Annotated in this window: 15 protein-coding genes and 1 tRNA gene; 3 read left to right on the top strand and 13 right to left on the bottom strand. The window is 53.5% G+C overall.

Translation table 11 applies throughout. The features are described from left to right. Positions 1-166 precede the first annotated feature (166 nt). A tRNA-Ser gene (locus V7756_RS05200) sits at positions 167-256 on the top strand. Between the two features lie 58 nt (positions 257-314). Here V7756_RS05200 and V7756_RS05205 read toward each other — a convergent pair. The 11 genes from V7756_RS05205 to V7756_RS05255 form a co-directional block, all read right to left on the bottom strand. Next, positions 315-1,313: a phage integrase gene (locus V7756_RS05205; protein ID WP_335609096.1), complete on the bottom strand. Its 999-nt coding sequence runs from the start codon at positions 1,311-1,313 to the stop codon at positions 315-317. After that, a complete protein-coding gene (locus tag V7756_RS05210) occupies positions 1,313-2,602 on the bottom strand; it encodes a hypothetical protein (RefSeq protein ID WP_335609097.1) in 1,290 nt (429 codons plus the stop codon). The genes V7756_RS05205 and V7756_RS05210 overlap by 1 nt, the downstream gene beginning before the upstream one ends. Before the next feature lie 66 nt (positions 2,603-2,668). Next, complete coding sequence (locus V7756_RS05215) at positions 2,669-4,024, bottom strand: type II secretion system protein GspD (RefSeq protein WP_335609098.1); 1,356 nt, start codon at positions 4,022-4,024, stop codon at positions 2,669-2,671. Between the two features lie 9 nt (positions 4,025-4,033). Beyond that, positions 4,034-5,128 carry a zonular occludens toxin domain-containing protein gene (locus tag V7756_RS05220; RefSeq protein ID WP_335609099.1) on the bottom strand — a complete coding sequence of 365 codons (1,095 nt, stop codon included), beginning with the start codon at positions 5,126-5,128 and terminating at the stop codon, positions 4,034-4,036. Then, on the bottom strand, positions 5,128-5,535 hold the full coding sequence (locus V7756_RS05225; RefSeq protein WP_335609100.1) for a hypothetical protein: 408 nt from the start codon (positions 5,533-5,535) through the stop codon (positions 5,128-5,130). The genes V7756_RS05220 and V7756_RS05225 overlap by 1 nt, the downstream gene beginning before the upstream one ends. Next, positions 5,535-6,884, bottom strand: a complete 1,350-nt coding sequence (locus V7756_RS05230; protein ID WP_335609101.1) for a hypothetical protein — start codon at positions 6,882-6,884, stop codon at positions 5,535-5,537. Before V7756_RS05230 ends, V7756_RS05225 begins: the two co-directional genes overlap by 1 nt. 117 nt (positions 6,885-7,001) lie before the next feature. After that, positions 7,002-7,313, bottom strand: coding sequence for a hypothetical protein (locus tag V7756_RS05235; protein WP_335609102.1), 312 nt, complete (start codon positions 7,311-7,313; stop codon positions 7,002-7,004). A gap of 219 nt (positions 7,314-7,532) precedes the next feature. After that, complete coding sequence (locus V7756_RS05240) at positions 7,533-7,769, bottom strand: hypothetical protein (RefSeq protein WP_335609103.1); 237 nt, start codon at positions 7,767-7,769, stop codon at positions 7,533-7,535. Positions 7,770-7,894: 125 nt separating this feature from the next. Continuing rightward, positions 7,895-8,242 (bottom strand): hypothetical protein, encoded by a 348-nt coding sequence (locus V7756_RS05245; RefSeq protein WP_335609104.1) that lies wholly within the window; start codon positions 8,240-8,242, stop codon positions 7,895-7,897. 810 nt (positions 8,243-9,052) lie between these two features. After that, a complete protein-coding gene (locus V7756_RS05250; RefSeq protein WP_335609105.1) occupies positions 9,053-9,283 on the bottom strand; it encodes a hypothetical protein in 231 nt (76 codons plus the stop codon). Positions 9,284-9,572: 289 nt separating this feature from the next. Further along, positions 9,573-9,794 (bottom strand): hypothetical protein, encoded by a 222-nt coding sequence (locus V7756_RS05255; RefSeq protein ID WP_335609106.1) that lies wholly within the window; start codon positions 9,792-9,794, stop codon positions 9,573-9,575. 666 nt (positions 9,795-10,460) lie between these two features. Between V7756_RS05255 and V7756_RS05260 the strand changes: the two genes are divergently transcribed. Together V7756_RS05260 and mntA are read left to right on the top strand one after the other, a co-directional pair. Beyond that, entirely contained in the window at positions 10,461-10,823 is a 363-nt protein-coding gene (locus V7756_RS05260; RefSeq protein WP_335609107.1) for a hypothetical protein, read from the top strand. Positions 10,824-11,729: 906 nt separating this feature from the next. Beyond that, complete coding sequence (gene mntA, locus V7756_RS05265; protein WP_335609108.1) at positions 11,730-12,125, top strand: type VII toxin-antitoxin system MntA family adenylyltransferase antitoxin; 396 nt, start codon at positions 11,730-11,732, stop codon at positions 12,123-12,125. Between the two features lie 40 nt (positions 12,126-12,165). On the opposite strand, the gene V7756_RS05270 is transcribed toward mntA, so the two are convergent. Then, a complete protein-coding gene (locus V7756_RS05270) occupies positions 12,166-12,840 on the bottom strand; it encodes a hypothetical protein (protein ID WP_335609109.1) in 675 nt (224 codons plus the stop codon). 96 nt (positions 12,841-12,936) lie between these two features. Next, complete coding sequence (locus V7756_RS05275) at positions 12,937-14,967, bottom strand: AAA family ATPase (protein WP_335609110.1); 2,031 nt, start codon at positions 14,965-14,967, stop codon at positions 12,937-12,939. Positions 14,968-15,003 lie beyond the last annotated feature (36 nt).

Below are 15,003 nucleotides of genomic sequence, written 5' to 3' on the forward strand. Positions count from 1 at the left end.
AAACCCGCAGTTTATCAACTTAATACTGACTGACGAGTCTTGCGTGCAGAACTGAATCAGCATGGCACAAAGCCGAAAAAGCGTTTGCCAAACACCGGCTTGTTCTGTAAATTAGCGCGCCTTGGTAGCCGGGCTACGCCCAGCCATCAAGCCGCATAGCGGTTCCGGAGAGGTGTCCGAGTGGCTGAAGGAGCACGCCTGGAAAGTGTGTATACGTTAATCCGTATCGAGGGTTCGAATCCCTCTCTCTCCGCCAGACAGTTAAGCTAAACCCCTGATTACGTTAAAGTTTTCAGGGGTTTTTGCTTTATGGGTCAAGGAAGTGTCGATAAAGTGTCGAAAGGGTTGAACGCTAGAGCATCCTGCAGGTGATCTGGCGCTAAGTGAGCGTAGCGCATGGTCATAGCCAGCGACGCATGCCCCAATATCTTCTGCAGAACGAGAATGTTACCCCCAGCTATAACGAAGTGACTGGCGAAGCTATGCCGGAGCACATGCGAAGCCTGCCCAGCCGGTAGCTTTATAGACGTCGATTCAAGCACCCGGCAAAAAGTCATAAGGCAATTTGTGAAAGGCCCATGATGACGCCAGTGTTTAAGTAGTTCAGATTCCAGAAGCTTGGAAATAGGGATAACCCTGACACGTTTCCCCTTGGTGTTATGAAAGGTGACCTGACCACCTCGAACCTGATCCGGGCCAACAGCTTGCGCCTCTCCCCAACGACACCCAGTAGCAAGGCAGAGACGGGCCATCATCGCAGGGTGAGGTGATGTCGAGCGAGCATCAAGAGCGGCGAGCAATTCCACGATCTGAGGCTTGGTTAGGTAGGAGAGGGGGCGTTCCTGCAACTTGAGAGAAGGCACCTTATCAAAAGGACAGGTGTAATCAATCTCGTCCAGGCGATGAAGCTGGTTATAAACAGCTTTGAGGTAGGACAAGCGATTATTAGCAGTTTTGCCAGAAACGCCAGACTGCAGCCAGCTAGCGCGCAGGCTTGCAACTCTCGAACCAGAGACAGACAGGGCGACAGGGTTACCGAGCTGATTAGCTGCAGTGATCAAGATGGCATGACGACGCTTACCATCTGACAACGATGCACCGTGCATATCAAACCAGACTTGGATCAACTCCAGCAGGCGGCGCTTGTCCTTAGGCTTGGGAGACCATGATGAGTCAGAGGCAACATTGGCACGACAAGCCAATTCGAAACGCTGGGCCTCAGACTTCGTCTTGAATGACTTACGAAAGCGCCGACCTTTGACAGGCTCTATATCGACCTTCCAGCGGCCATTAGGCATTAACTGGACTGGCATCAGACAGCCACACCATAACGAATAGTACGCTCGGCAAGCTTGTCTCGAAGCCAACGATAGACGTCACGCTCAGACTTGCCTTTGTTCTTGAAATGTTCACTGATGACCGGCCAGCACTCCCACTCTTTGAGACGGTCAAACGCTTTTTTTGCTCCGATACGTTCCCGAGCCAAAAGGCTAACCATATTCCCCATGAACAGCTCTACATTCTTACCAGAGAAGCCCCCCGCAGTTTTATAAGCACGGCGGTAGTCAGTGTCGTGAAGAGCAGTAGAGCTGAAAAAATAGACATCTTGTGACAGCAAGGTCCAGATAGCTGAATAGACCTTGGTAGATCGGGCCTGGTTAACATCGAGCATCTTGAATGCGGTAAGGCCGTAGCGCCAGAGACCATCAAGGTGCGGAGCGATCTGGTTAAACATGCTGGTATCAATGGGAGCACTAGTAGAAAGGTCAACGGAGCCGCTAGCAAACTGGTTGACCACGGAATGATGATATCGAATCTCAATCCGCCAGACGTCCTGCAAAGGGTCATAATTCAGAGGATCGGCATCATCAAAAGGGTTATCAGATTGACGCCAGACACGTTGCCAGTAATCGAGCTTGTCGATAGCTCTGGCTTGAAGAGTCTTATTATAAATAGCGAGCTGTACAGAAGAAGCCGACCCAAAAAGGAAGGACTGACCACGACCGTAAACGGTCGATTCAGAATCCCAATTTATCTGTGAAATGCCAGAGGTATCACGCGTTCTACGAGAACGGCAATGCATGCGATCAATGAAGTCAGAAGGTGGAACCCAACCTTGAAGGTCAACGGCAAGATGAACAGCGCACTGATTGGGCTGCAAATCCTCAAGAATGTCGATCGCCAAGGTATTCATCAGCGTCTGAAGCTCGGTAGGAGCGATAGAACCGATGAGGTGAGGCGAAGCCTCAATCTTCAGATGAGGCCCGTTATCGTATTCAGAAACGTTGAAATTCTTGATAAGCAGGATCAGGCCAAGGTCATTATTCTGCAAACGGTACTGATAACCCGAATCACGACCTACACGCCCGGGGAACCACTGATACCCGGCAAAAGTGAGAAGTTTGGTAGATTCAAACATGGAGAGAATGCCAGCGCGCAGCTTGCCACGGTACAACTGACGGACCGTATCAACGCCAGAATGGAGAACACGCAGGCAAGAGAGATCAGTGATAGCCGAAGTTTGAGGACAAACAAATACTCGCCCCTGATCAGCAGGCAAACCAAGAAAATCAACACGACTCTGAAAAACCGGCTTTGACATAACGAACCCTTAACGATGGTCTAACAACTGTTTTTGATGACTTTTATCTGACGTGCTACAGGGACGTCAGCGCGCAGCGCTACCGGCGAGCGCACCGGCTGCGCCGAAACCCTCGCCGGTCGCGCCTGCGCCCATACCGTATTCATCAAGCACATCGGCTCCGACCGGGTTTGCCTCGGTGTGGATGCGGGCACTGATCAGGACGACAAGGTTTGTCGTTCGGGTGCGCTCAGAGGTGCTGCGGAAGGCCCGACCGATAAAAGGCACATCAGAGAGGATAGGAACGCGGGAGACGCTTCTATCGGTCTGCTGCGACCGGAGACCGCCAAGCAATACGCCGTCGCCGTCCTGCAGCTGTATGCGGGTGGCCACCTTGCGGGTATTCGTGATGATGTCGGCAGCGGTGGTGTCATCGGAGACCGTAGAGGCCGACTGCATCACCTGCAGCTCTATGGCATCGGCGGGCGTGATGAAGGGGGTGACCTCAAGGGTTACGCCCACATCCTGACGCACGATGGTTTGAAAGGGATCGCTGGCCGGAGTCGAGCCGCTGGTGGTCTGGCCGGTCACGAACGGGACATTCTGGCCGACGACGATAGAGGCCTTTTCCCGGTTCAGCGTAAGCAGCTGAGGCGTCGACAGAATGCGATTGCGGCCAGTGGATTTCACCGCCTGGAGGAACGCGGACAAGGTCGGCCCGGAGAACGTAACGCTAAAGCCAAGGTCGGATCGGTCGGAGCTTCTAACGGTCGTGCCGGCGATACTGGTACGGCTGCCATCAAGCCCCACATTCAGGCCAAGCGCTTCAAAGTCGTCATCAGCGAGCTCAGCGACAACTGCAGTTATCAGCACCTGGCGCCTCGGCCGATCTATCTCAGCCAGTACTGCCGCGACCGTTTCCAACTGGGATTCCGTGCCGGAGACGATAACGGCGTTAGAGGTCGGCGAAGGCGTAACCGTTGAAACATTGGCAGACTCAGCACCCTGGGTACGAGAGGTCAACACATCACGCACCGCCTGATAGGCAAAGTCGGACTGCAGGTGGCGCAACTGAAACACGCGGGTAGCAATTTCCGGCGATTCTATGACAGGCGCGGCGCTAATACGCAGGGTTGAAGCGGTGGCCGAGAAGTAAAGACCCGATGACACCACAGAGTCAGCCAGCAAGCGTTCCAGCTGGGCCGGTGAGTCATAGGTGGCAAACACCGAAATAGGCGTTTGCCCAATTTCAGCACCGACCACTATCGACTTGTTTAGCTGGGTTGAGGCGAAATCAACGAAGTCTTGCAAAGTGGCATCGTAAAACTCGACACGCTCAACAGCGGAACATTGCCGGGAGCCGAACAGCGCCATGGCAAAGGTAATAAGAAAGAACAGAAGTAGCGCGTAGAACAACCGCAGATAGTGCTTTTCAGTCAGCATGGCGGTATCTCAACGGTAAACAGTGATGGAATGCGGGCCGGACTGCAGCACCGCCTCAGTTGGGCCGTGGTCGACCACCTCAATGGATTTAGCGGCAAGGTCAGAGCCCCGAATGCGCCGACCGTCCTTGTCGGTGAAGGAGTAAGAGACGCCATCAGGTGTGCGGATATAGCCCGCGATCTGCAGCGGACCTAATGCCTCGAAAGGCGATATGGTCTCAGCTGCTTTAGCCTCAGCCACGACAGCAGGCGCATCAGGCTGGGCAATAAAGGCGATAGCAGCGAAGACAGGAAACGCGACCACCGCAGCCACAGCCCCACCAAGAAAGAAGGCGTTAACAATGCGGAAGCGACGGAAGAATATTTTGGTTGTTCGCATGTAGAACCTCAGATTGCGCGGGGCACGAGGAAGGGAGCGACGCCAGTAGCCAGGCGGCAGCATGGAGTACGAACCCTTGTCGTAATCCTTGTTGTATTCCTGAGTAGTGTCGTAATAGCTGTAGTACTGCTCGCCGCGGTAGAAGATATCTTCCACCTTGGGCGAGTTGAACTTGGCGCCGTATTTCACTACCGCCTGATGCAGCTTTGGCAGGCGCCCTTTGTAGAAACCGAGCGAGAAGATGCGGCCGAGCAGGCCGAAGGGAAAGGGGACTTTCATTTTGTCCCAGCGGTTGAGGTACACCACGTGTTCCGCGATGGATTCCCTGACCTGCTTGTCGATCACGCCCACGTGTTGGACGCAAAGCCACAGATCCCAACGGCGCTTTCTGAGGAACAGAAAGAACTTCAGTAGATCGGTGCGGCCACCTTGGTTCCAGTCACGCGAGTTCAGCCACACCCCGCCCTCATCAAGGAAGATGCCGCCGAACCGTTCTTCATCATAGGTTTCGTGACCGAAGCCCAAGCCCAGCAGATCATCAGCGGTGGGCAGATCGGGCAGGCGCACAACGCGAGAGTGTTTGTTATTGGGCTTGCACAGCTTGTCCATGAACACATCGACGTTCACGGCGACCCGGCGACGGGCTTTCAGGTACTCCAGTATCTTGATGATGCACAGCAGGGTTTTACCTGCCCCGAGCTTGCCGGTAACGATATAGACCGCCATTAGGCCTTGGCCATCTCAGAAGAAAGTTTCGATACCCAAAAGAAAACAAGGGACTTGATGCGAGCAACAATAAGAACGCTGATGCAGGCTGATAAGTTTGAGGGCAGAAACATAGCGCCAATCTGAATCAAATCAGCCGGAACAGACATTCTGATAAGGCCTCCCAATATGAAGTGAATAGCGGATATAAACGCCGTCATCGCAACAAAGATTGCGGCCACACCGAGCATATACTTGGCCAGACCGGAAAAAAGTTGCTTTATAGAAACCAACAAGCCTGGAAGCATGGCAGTAAGAAAACCACTGGACCAGGCAGATAGACGCTTAAAAAAAACAGGAAAAAAACTAAATAGCCACTTAAAAATAGCGCGAAGGAACGAAAGACAAAGCCTAATAAGCACAAGCATCAGAAGCCTCCTTTAGCGGCTTTAACATCTTCAAGACGCAGCCCAGAAAAGAATATTCGCCACACGCCAACGCCGGTAAAAACCCAGATCATCCACTCAAGGAGAACTTTTAATCGGGAAAGAATGCAGAAATCGAGATTGAGAACAAAGCTGTAACCCATAGCACTTATAGGCAACACGAAAGCAGAACAACCTGCACTACGAGGCAACAAATCATCCAAATAACCGCTGACATCATTAAACTTCGGAGTGTCAAAGGCTTGTTCAACTTCATCTGGCAACTCATCAAGCAAGGAACTAAGTTCTTCAAGCTCCTGTTCAACCTGAGCGTCTATCGCATCAGTAACGGACTCAGAGACTTCATCACCGACACCCCTACCAAGCCCGGACGCATCCTCATCACCGAAATCACCATCAGGAGACCCGGCCTCAACGCCTTCAGGCCCAGTGTTATCGCCCTCACCAGGATCACCGAACAACCCCTCAGCCAGATCACCAAGAGACTCTTTGATACCCTCGACGGCATCGCGAACACCTTTCAGCAACCGGTTCGACTCATCTATACGATCCTCAATACCGGAGGGATCAAAAGGCTCATCAGAGTCACCATCAGAACCGCCACCGGGATCGGTTGGATCGGTAGGATCAGTGGGATCGGTAGGATCAGTGGGATCAGTGGGATCAGTGGGATCGGTGGGATCAGTGGGATCGGTCGGGTCGGTCGGGTCGGTCGGGTCGGTCGGATCAGTAGGGTCAACTGGATCAGTAGGCTCAGAAACACCGAGAGAAGTATCACCGGTAGAAGGAGAAGTACCAGTAAAAGAACCGGTACCAGTGCAATAACCGACATCCTCACCATTATCAGCAGCACCACAAGAAAACGTGCCAAGATCAACACGACAACCATCGACAGAACCAAACTCTAAAAGGCCGTGATTACCCGAAGAGACAAAGCCCGGAACAGTTACAGCCCACGAAACAGACTGACCAGACTTGGTGGAGCAATCAACTTCACACGCGCCAGTCTCAGAATTATAGGCATCGGTTGGATTTGGGCAGGAATCGCCATAACCATAGACAAGCTTTGAATAAGCATAATAAGGTGCCCAGGTTCCAGGCGGCTTGGGAGAATTCCTAGCCTCACAAAAAAAATTAACAGGCCCGTCTTTGCGAACACCCCCTGTATATACAGTTATAGTAGTGGACCCATTGACAGTGCCCAGCGAAAGGCAAGCCGCAGGTGCAGACGGATATCGCGTATTAGTTGGATCAGACTGCAAAATAAAATAATAATCCTCCGCATAAGCAGAAGAAGCAAAGACAAGAAAAAACAGCAAGAAGTTACGCATAGAGACACCAAAACTAGAAAGGGACCCGAAGGCCCCTTAGTCGTTATTGGTACTGGCCGACCTTGTTGCCAGACCAACCAAAACAGCGGGCAGTAAATACCACCTGCCCGCCGCCCGTTACGCCCCAGCAGCCGAGAAGATACGGCTGGCGATCTTGAACAGCGCAACACCACCACGGATGACGCCGAACAGCACGGCACCAGCAGCCATCAGGGTTCCGAAGGCAGTCGCCAGATCAACGAACACTTCCAGCATTTCAGGCGGAACAGTGATGGCCGCATTGGCCATGCCCGAGGACATTGCAGTACCGCTCGCAACAGCCATAACAACAGCAGCTTTGCCGCCCAGTGCTTTACCGACACTGGTGTCTTGCTGCCCGGTAACGGAGCCGAGCTGTACAGCTTCGGCCAGTTGGGTTTTACGATTCATGATCGTGTCTCCAGTAAAGAGTGCCTTTGATTGCAACCCCGCAGCGGCACCGATAACCGCGAGGCGCTCTGATGCAAATGCATCAAGAGACGGGACGCTATGCAGACGCGTCTATAATTTCCTTCCAGCCGAGGCGGAACTGACCCCACGAAATACCGAGGCCAAGACAGCCGAGGGACGCCCCGGCGATGTAGAGATAGGTTGTCCAGGCGAAGGCCATCAGAAGCGCCCTTCCGCATCTTCAAATGCCACAAATAGGCAGGCCGACAGCAACAGGGAACAGAAACCGAACAGCACAGCTAGACCAAGATGCCCATCGAAGTGACCACCCAAGACAAAGCCGACCAACATGCAAACAGGGATCAGGATGTGGACCAACGCCCGAAGAATCAGCATGTAGCTGCGAGTGAGCACGCGGTCAGTATCTGGACCAAAGAAAGAGTCATCTGGGTTCATCGCTGATGTCCGTGAATAAGCCCGAGGGCGATAATCAGAATGGAGTTCTGAATAAACATCAGGGCCCAGATATCACCCAGGGTGACTTGTGAAAGGTAGGTTTCCACTATCTAGGCCCGTCCTGTTTATGGCTTGGGTTGAGCGGTTGAGGGTGCAGCGGTTGCTGGCTTGTCGGATCGAGCCTTGACGGATTCAACATGCATACAGAGGTTGTTGCCTTTCTGCTTACCTGCCCGTGATACCTCAAAGCTGATGCGAACCTGTTCGAGCGGGGCGAAATTAGCCCCAGCAGCAAACACTTCATCTGCCACCTCCAAGGGGACATCCATGCTGACGATAGAGAGACCGTTCTCGGTTTCGCCGTCTGGCTCATCACCGTAGAAAAGCTTTACCTGTTTGACGTGGTTGCCATTGGAGGTGAACTCCAGTTTTTGTGTGCTCAGAAACGCGACTTCCATTGTGGTACGTGCCATGGGTATTACCTCAGTTGTGGTGCGCTTGATTGCGCGGTTTTTACCTTTCTGCAGGCCGAACGAATCCCAACAGACAGCCCATCTTTCGCCAACCGCCTGAGGGGCGCTTCTCGGTACTGCAGGGGTTTTACGTTTCAGCCACTACGCGGGCTGTATGCGTTAAAACTGTGTTTCCGGCGGGTGCGCAGCTAACGCGCCCTTTGGGCTTGTTGGCCCCCGAGCCGGAGGAAACAGACTTCGCTTCGCTTCGCTAATTTCCTCAGTCTCAGGAGCTTGATTGGCACAGCTATCGATCATTCGCTGCATGGAGGCGTCAAGGGCGTGATCAATCATTTCAACGCTGGACTGGATTCCGTACAGGGACACAACAGAGGCAGCGACGACGCCGAATACGAAAGGCAATGTCCAATGCCATAAAAGACGGGCCAGATAGCGCGCCAACCTAAAGCCTGGGAGCGCAGCGGGCTTGCCAGTTGAATGAGCCGGCTGAGGCGACACGACATAAGCGGCTAAATACGGGGCCACGAAGCAAGCAACCACGTAGACAAGAAACATGGCACTAACAAAGCATACGGCGATACCAATCGCAGCCATCTAATCAACCCTCACCATCATTAGCTTCATGAATTTTCAGCTGAAGATTCAGCCGGGCCAGACCGTTACAGCACTCGCAACCGCAGAACTTGGCACTGCAACGAATACAGGTTTCACGGCCTTCCGCCCGGTCAGCCGTGTATTCCTCAACGTGGCCGCACTCTTGGCAGAGCACATAGCCATCGGTTAGCTGGCGGTCGCTGTTGCAGGTCATGGTTACACCTCACCTTCAGAGGCTTTGCGGTAATCAATGGGCTTGGCTGGGCGTTCTTCCATCCAGCCGCTCGACTCCCGGCGGTAGCCAAAGGGATTGTTCAAAATCTCATGGCAGCGCTGACGGCGAATCTCAGCGCGGGTGCGCATCTTGGCGACGTACTCAGCCGTAGTGCAGACAGCACAGTTGCAGCCAGGCTCATGACGGGGCTTGTAGTTGCGGATGGCATTCATGCGGCCACCCGCGCGGGCGCAAAATTAAAAGCAGACTCAAGCAACCGGTGAGCATTAAGGCTATGCGCAGTGCTGATAGCCCCAACGTGCACATAGGCTTCGAGTGCGCCAAAGGCGATACCAGCACGGAATTGCAGGTCATCGAGGTCAGTAGCAGAGCGAACGGCCAAAAGAGAAGACTCGATAGCGTCCGCAACCGACTGCGACAGACAGCAAGAACAGAAAGGCTTGTGACGGCGCTTAATGCACTCCAACCCCTTCAAGAACTCGACTTCGTTACGATTGCCACTCATATGTACTGACCAACGTAAACGGATCGGCTTGAGAGCAGTGCACTATGAGCAAGACGCTGAAGATCAGAGGACTGATTCCAAGTGATAACACCCAGCGCAGCAGCACCTTCAATCATGCCAAGGGCAAATTCCCAATTCTGTTTCATGATGTCGTAATCAGAAGAACTCCGAACAAGCCACAGGGCATGAACCAAACGGGCTATAAAAAGCTGATTCATCAGTAGGTCTCCCTTTCAAGCAGCTGCTTGGATAGAAGCGCGACGTTCACAAGCTTGTGTTTACCAATGCGCTCAAACGGCAGATAACCCGACTCAAGCCAACCTCGAACAATCGACTGAGGCATACGAATCCAATCGGCGAATTCACGCCATGGCATAAGCGGGGGAATAGGGGTAGCAACCGGGGCTATAGGGGCTTGTTGTTCCATCGTTGCGCCTGTATGTTCCTGTTTAATTAGCCGTTAATTGGCGGATACTATGTATCTGCCCTATGTACAAATACTACAGGTATACTATGTGCCTGTACATAGTATAGAGAGTTGAATTTTTCAATGAGCGCGAGCATTACTGATAGAGCGATGCTATTGATTGGATTGGCAGGCATTACAGAGCTAGCCAGAGCAGGAAGCACCGACTATCCGCGATGGACAAACATCAAGCGCGGCAGGGCGAGGGTAGGTGCGGAAGAAATAGAGATCCTTGGAAAAGTTTTTCCAGCTTATAGATGGTGGCTAATGACTGGCGAAGTAATGCCTGCAACTGGACAGACAAGCCCCGAATACGACGAAGCCAACCGAAACTTGACCAATCACAACGCGGGATAGCGATCACAACGGAAGTCACTAGGCGCTGGTACGCCCGAAAACAGGGAGAGTAATAGGACCGATGAGAGTAGATGAAGAAGATGTAATCAGAAGCCCCAGGAGAAGAGCTGGTAGGAGCGGAACAAGCTGGGTAATCATAATCTCAATAGGTGTGCTGATTGGGGGGCTACTGCACGACGGCACGAGGATAGTACTGACAAAAATGGCACTACAGTACGAAATAAGGGAAATGCAAGAACGCCAGCGGCAGGTCGAGGCGGAAAGGCAAGCAGCGCGAGCAGCGCAGGCGGCGAGAGATACCGAAAGAAGAAAGCAATACCAACAGGAAGAAAGAGCCAACAGCGACAGATGCAGATTCTGGATTGACCAAAGAAAAATCAATCCATCAGAAGAAAACAATAGGAAGGTCAATGAAAACTGCTAGTGTCGATAAAGTGTCGAAAACGTAGCGGCACGTAGCGGAACAACCAAGCGTTTTTAATTGCTGGCGGCCTTTAAAATCAATGTGTTGCGGAACATAGAGGAACAACCAGCACCCGGAAAAACGGGTTCGAATCCCTCTCTCTCCGCCAGACAAATGAAAAAGCCCCAGCGCAAGCTGGGGCTTTTTCATTTGTGCGGTGAAACGACGGACGAGAACCCTCACGGTTCGACCGGAGCCTGCGCCAGCAGGCGAAGAACGTTGCCGCAACGCGGCAACGGCCCCGAAGGGGTGAGGCGCAAAGCGCCGAATAATCCCTCTCGGAATCGCAGCATGCAAGGTGCATACCGAAGCTGGGGCCTTTTTCTTTGTCCGGTGAAAGACGGACGAGAACCCTCACGGTTCGACGAGCCTGCTACCAGCAGGCGAAGAACGTTGTCGCAAAGCGACAACGGCCCCGAAGGGGTGAGGAGCGCAGCGACGAATAATCCCGCTCGAAGTCTCAGCATGCAAGGTGCATCCCGAAGCTGGGGCTTTTTCATTTGTGCGGTGAAACGACGGCTGAGAACCCTCGCGGTTCGACGAGCCTGCGTCAGCAGGCGAAGAACGTCGGCATTCATGCCGACGGCCGGACTGCCGCCGGCCCAGCCCGAAGGGGTGAGGCGCGCAGCGCCGAATAATCCTCTCGCGGGGCAGTTTACATCTCAGCGCAAAGCATTCGATGGTGCGGTCTTTTTCCGCCAATTCGCAAGGTGTCGAAAAAGTGTCGAAAAGCTCTCCGGGAAAGCCGTCCACAAATCATCGACGTTCTCACTGCCGTTAAAGACAGCTATTCTGCTTCGTGCATTGCTAGCCCGCTGTCAGCGACAACGATACTCTGAGATTCTCGTAACGCCGCAGAAAGCCAACATGAACATCCAAGCCATCCTCGATCTCTTGCTCAACGCCATCCCCAGCTTATCCGCCGTCTATGTGTTCGGTAGTCAAGCTGGCGGGCAGGCGGGGCCAGGAAGCGATCTGGACCTGGCGATTCTTGCAGATACGCCGCCAGATGCTGTGGGGTTGTGGGAACTGGCGGGGCAGCTCGCGGATATTGCCGGTTGCGACGTAGATCTGCTCGATCTGCGGGCTGCTTCTACCGTAATGCAATACCAAGTTATCACCACTGGCAAGCGCCTGTGGGCACAGGGCATCGCTCCGGGGCTGTATGAATGTTTCATCCTCAGTGCGAAAACCGCCCTGGATGAGGCGCGAGCGGGCTTGCTGGAGGACATTACCCGCACAGGAACCGTTTATGCGCGATGATGCGCCGACCCCCTGGCATAGGCTTGCAAATCACTTCCCCCTATTCAGTCACCGAACTAACCTGCCCTGACGTTATGGCCCTTTGCTTTTCTTCATCGGTATAAGGTCGGCAAGCTACGCTGAACACGTTCTGGTACCACTGCAGCCCGCGGTGAATGAACTTCAGCCGACGAAAATAAAGGCCGTAGCCTTTTACCAGGCAAGCGGCATCCTGCTGGGGAATGTTGGCAAACACGTTTTCTTCCGGATACACCAGGTACGGAAAATACCAGCTTTCCTTGATCTGGTAGAACTTGCCGTTCTCCAACGCGGTGCTGCAGGGTAGCGAGGTGCAGCCGGTAAACTGGTACAGCTCGCCATTTTGTATTTCCTGCTTGCCGGTGGTGTAAACCAGTTCTTCGAAGGTGGTTGAGTAGAAGTACACCGCAGAGAGTGAAATGTGCAGCAGCCAGGCCAGTGCAAAAAAAGCAGCCAAGCGAATGCTCAATCGCTTGGCTGAATACATTGGCCTGCCGTCTGCCTGTAGCTTCACTTTGCCGTCTTCGCGCTCGTAGGCGGCCCACTTGAACAGGCGGGAGATGAAGCTGAATACAGAGGTCAGAAGCAGCGCCAGCTTGCTCAGAACAAAGGCGCACGCATCGTAGGTTTTGATCAGCCCGCCGTTGAGCTTGAGTGCGCGGTCAAGCCTGCCGACCCATGCAGGTCGGGTATCCACTGTATTTGTTCGCTTACTGGTTGCTGCTTCCAGTCTACGTGCCCGTTCAACCAAAGGATCCTGTTCTGGCATCGTCACGCTCCGCCAACCTGCTGGTTATTCAGCACCTGCACTCTCCGGCAAACTCATCACTGCGCGGCGCTGTGCCTCATCGTAACCGATGGTAATGGTGCCATCTGATTGCTCGGCGAAGAGTACGGTATTGGCAATCTCGGGCTTGATGACGCCCTCGATATACCCGGTAATGCCCCGTGCGCCGTTGACTGGTTTGTAGTGGTCGCGGCACATGGCAGCCAGCGCGGTATGGTTCATCTCAATGGTTAGACCAGGCAGGGTTCTTTGCACCATTTCATTGAGCTTGCTGATTTCCCGCGTCGCAATCATTTCAATGATCGAAAGGCCGAGGGTGTTGAAGCAGACAATGTTCTGCCGACCATTGAAGCGGTTGAGAAACTCAGGGCGATATTGTTTTTCAAGGTCTTCCAGCGCCAGCTCTTCTGCCACCGAGAAATTGTCTTCGCCCAGGAAATGCTGGGTGCCAATGTTCGTGGTCATGAGGATGATGGTGTCTCTGAACGACACCGTCAGCCCGCGGTTGTCGGTCAGCCGTGCGTCGTCCAGGATCTGCAGAAACACATTGAAAACATCCGGATGTGCCTTTTCAATCTCATCAAAGAGAATGATGCGGCGGGGATTCTTGCGTAACTCGTTGGTGAGAATGCCGCCCGCTTCGTAGCCCTCATAACCCGGAGGGGCGCCAATCAGCTTGGCAACAGCGTGCTTCTCCATGTATTCGGACATATCGAAGCGCAGCAAGGCGTTTTCGTCGTCGAACAACTCTGCGGTCAATGCTTTCGCGATCTCGGTCTTACCGACACCCGATGGGCCTAAAAACAGGAAAGAGGCTTGCGGTTTGTTCGGCGCCTGCAATCCCGCTTTGGCAACACGCACCTGGTTGGCGAGCTTGGTAATGGCGACCTCTTGACCATACACACGTTTGGCCAGTTGGGAGTTGAGGTGCTGCAGTTTCTTGCGCTCATCCTGCGTGAGTTTGGTTACCGGTATTCGGGAAATGGCGCTGAATTCAATGAGCACCTGTTCCTGTTGCAACTCAAGCTGATCGTTGATTTCCCTGGTTTGGGCTTCAAATTCGGCTTTCTTCTCTTTTACCAGGGCTTCGTACTGATTCATCTTCTGTTTGATGCGCGTCACAATCTCGGAGTCGAGATTCACCGTGTCGAGCATGAATCGATTCATTGCAGAGGTGCTGCTTTTGGCTTCCTGGTCACCGGCCGCGCTCTGTCTGGCTTCAGCTTCCTTTACAAGCTGCGTTTCCAGCTCGTCTTCCAACCGGCGAATACCCTCTTCGCCGCCACGCAATTCCTGAAACAGCGTTTTGATACTGTGCTGTCGTGCTTGCCAGCTCTCGGCGGTGGCCTGAATGTTCGCTTTCAGCGTATCGATACGTGCAGAGCTAGCCTCTTCCTTGGTTAGTGATTCGAGCTCGGCTTCCAACGCGACCAATTTCGGATCTTTGGAGTGCGCGCGTAATCGATAGCTGGTTAATGCGCGATCCAGCAAGGTGAGCGAGCGTTCCGGTTGCGCCCGGTTCAAGCCCATGTCACGCACACGGTACTTTTCAGTGAGGTCAAGCGCCGTGGCTATTGCCGAATCGGCGATGCGGATTTTGTGAAACGGCTCCAACCGGCGGCGGGCGGTTTGCTCGACTATTGCCTTCAATTCATCGGCAGCAGGCTCCCCCAGGTCGAATACGGTATAGCATTCGCGCATGTCCGAGTGGGCACTCAGAACGATATTCAGATCTGCATCCCGGCTTTCCAGAATAACCTGGGTGTCCTTTTTGCGCACAGCGCGCATTAGCGCGTTGATCAGGTTGGAAGCGCCGTTGCTTCGGGACGCCTCGATGAAGTCCCGCATGTCTTCAATGATCAGTACGCTGTCGGGGGTGCGGGCAAGTATCTTTAAGGTTTTCTGAAAGCTGTCATTGATGATGCTGGGGTTGCCTGATGCGAACAAACCATCGCTATCGAGCCAATAAAAGCGTTTGCTGATCAGGTCGTAGGGTGCATCCTGGGCTGACTTTCGCTCCTCCAGGCCCAGGCACAAAGCCGAGCAGCCTACGCCCCCGGAACCGACCAGGAG

The organism is Halopseudomonas sp. (assembly GCF_036961105.1).
Taxonomy (GTDB): domain Bacteria; phylum Pseudomonadota; class Gammaproteobacteria; order Pseudomonadales; family Pseudomonadaceae; genus Halopseudomonas.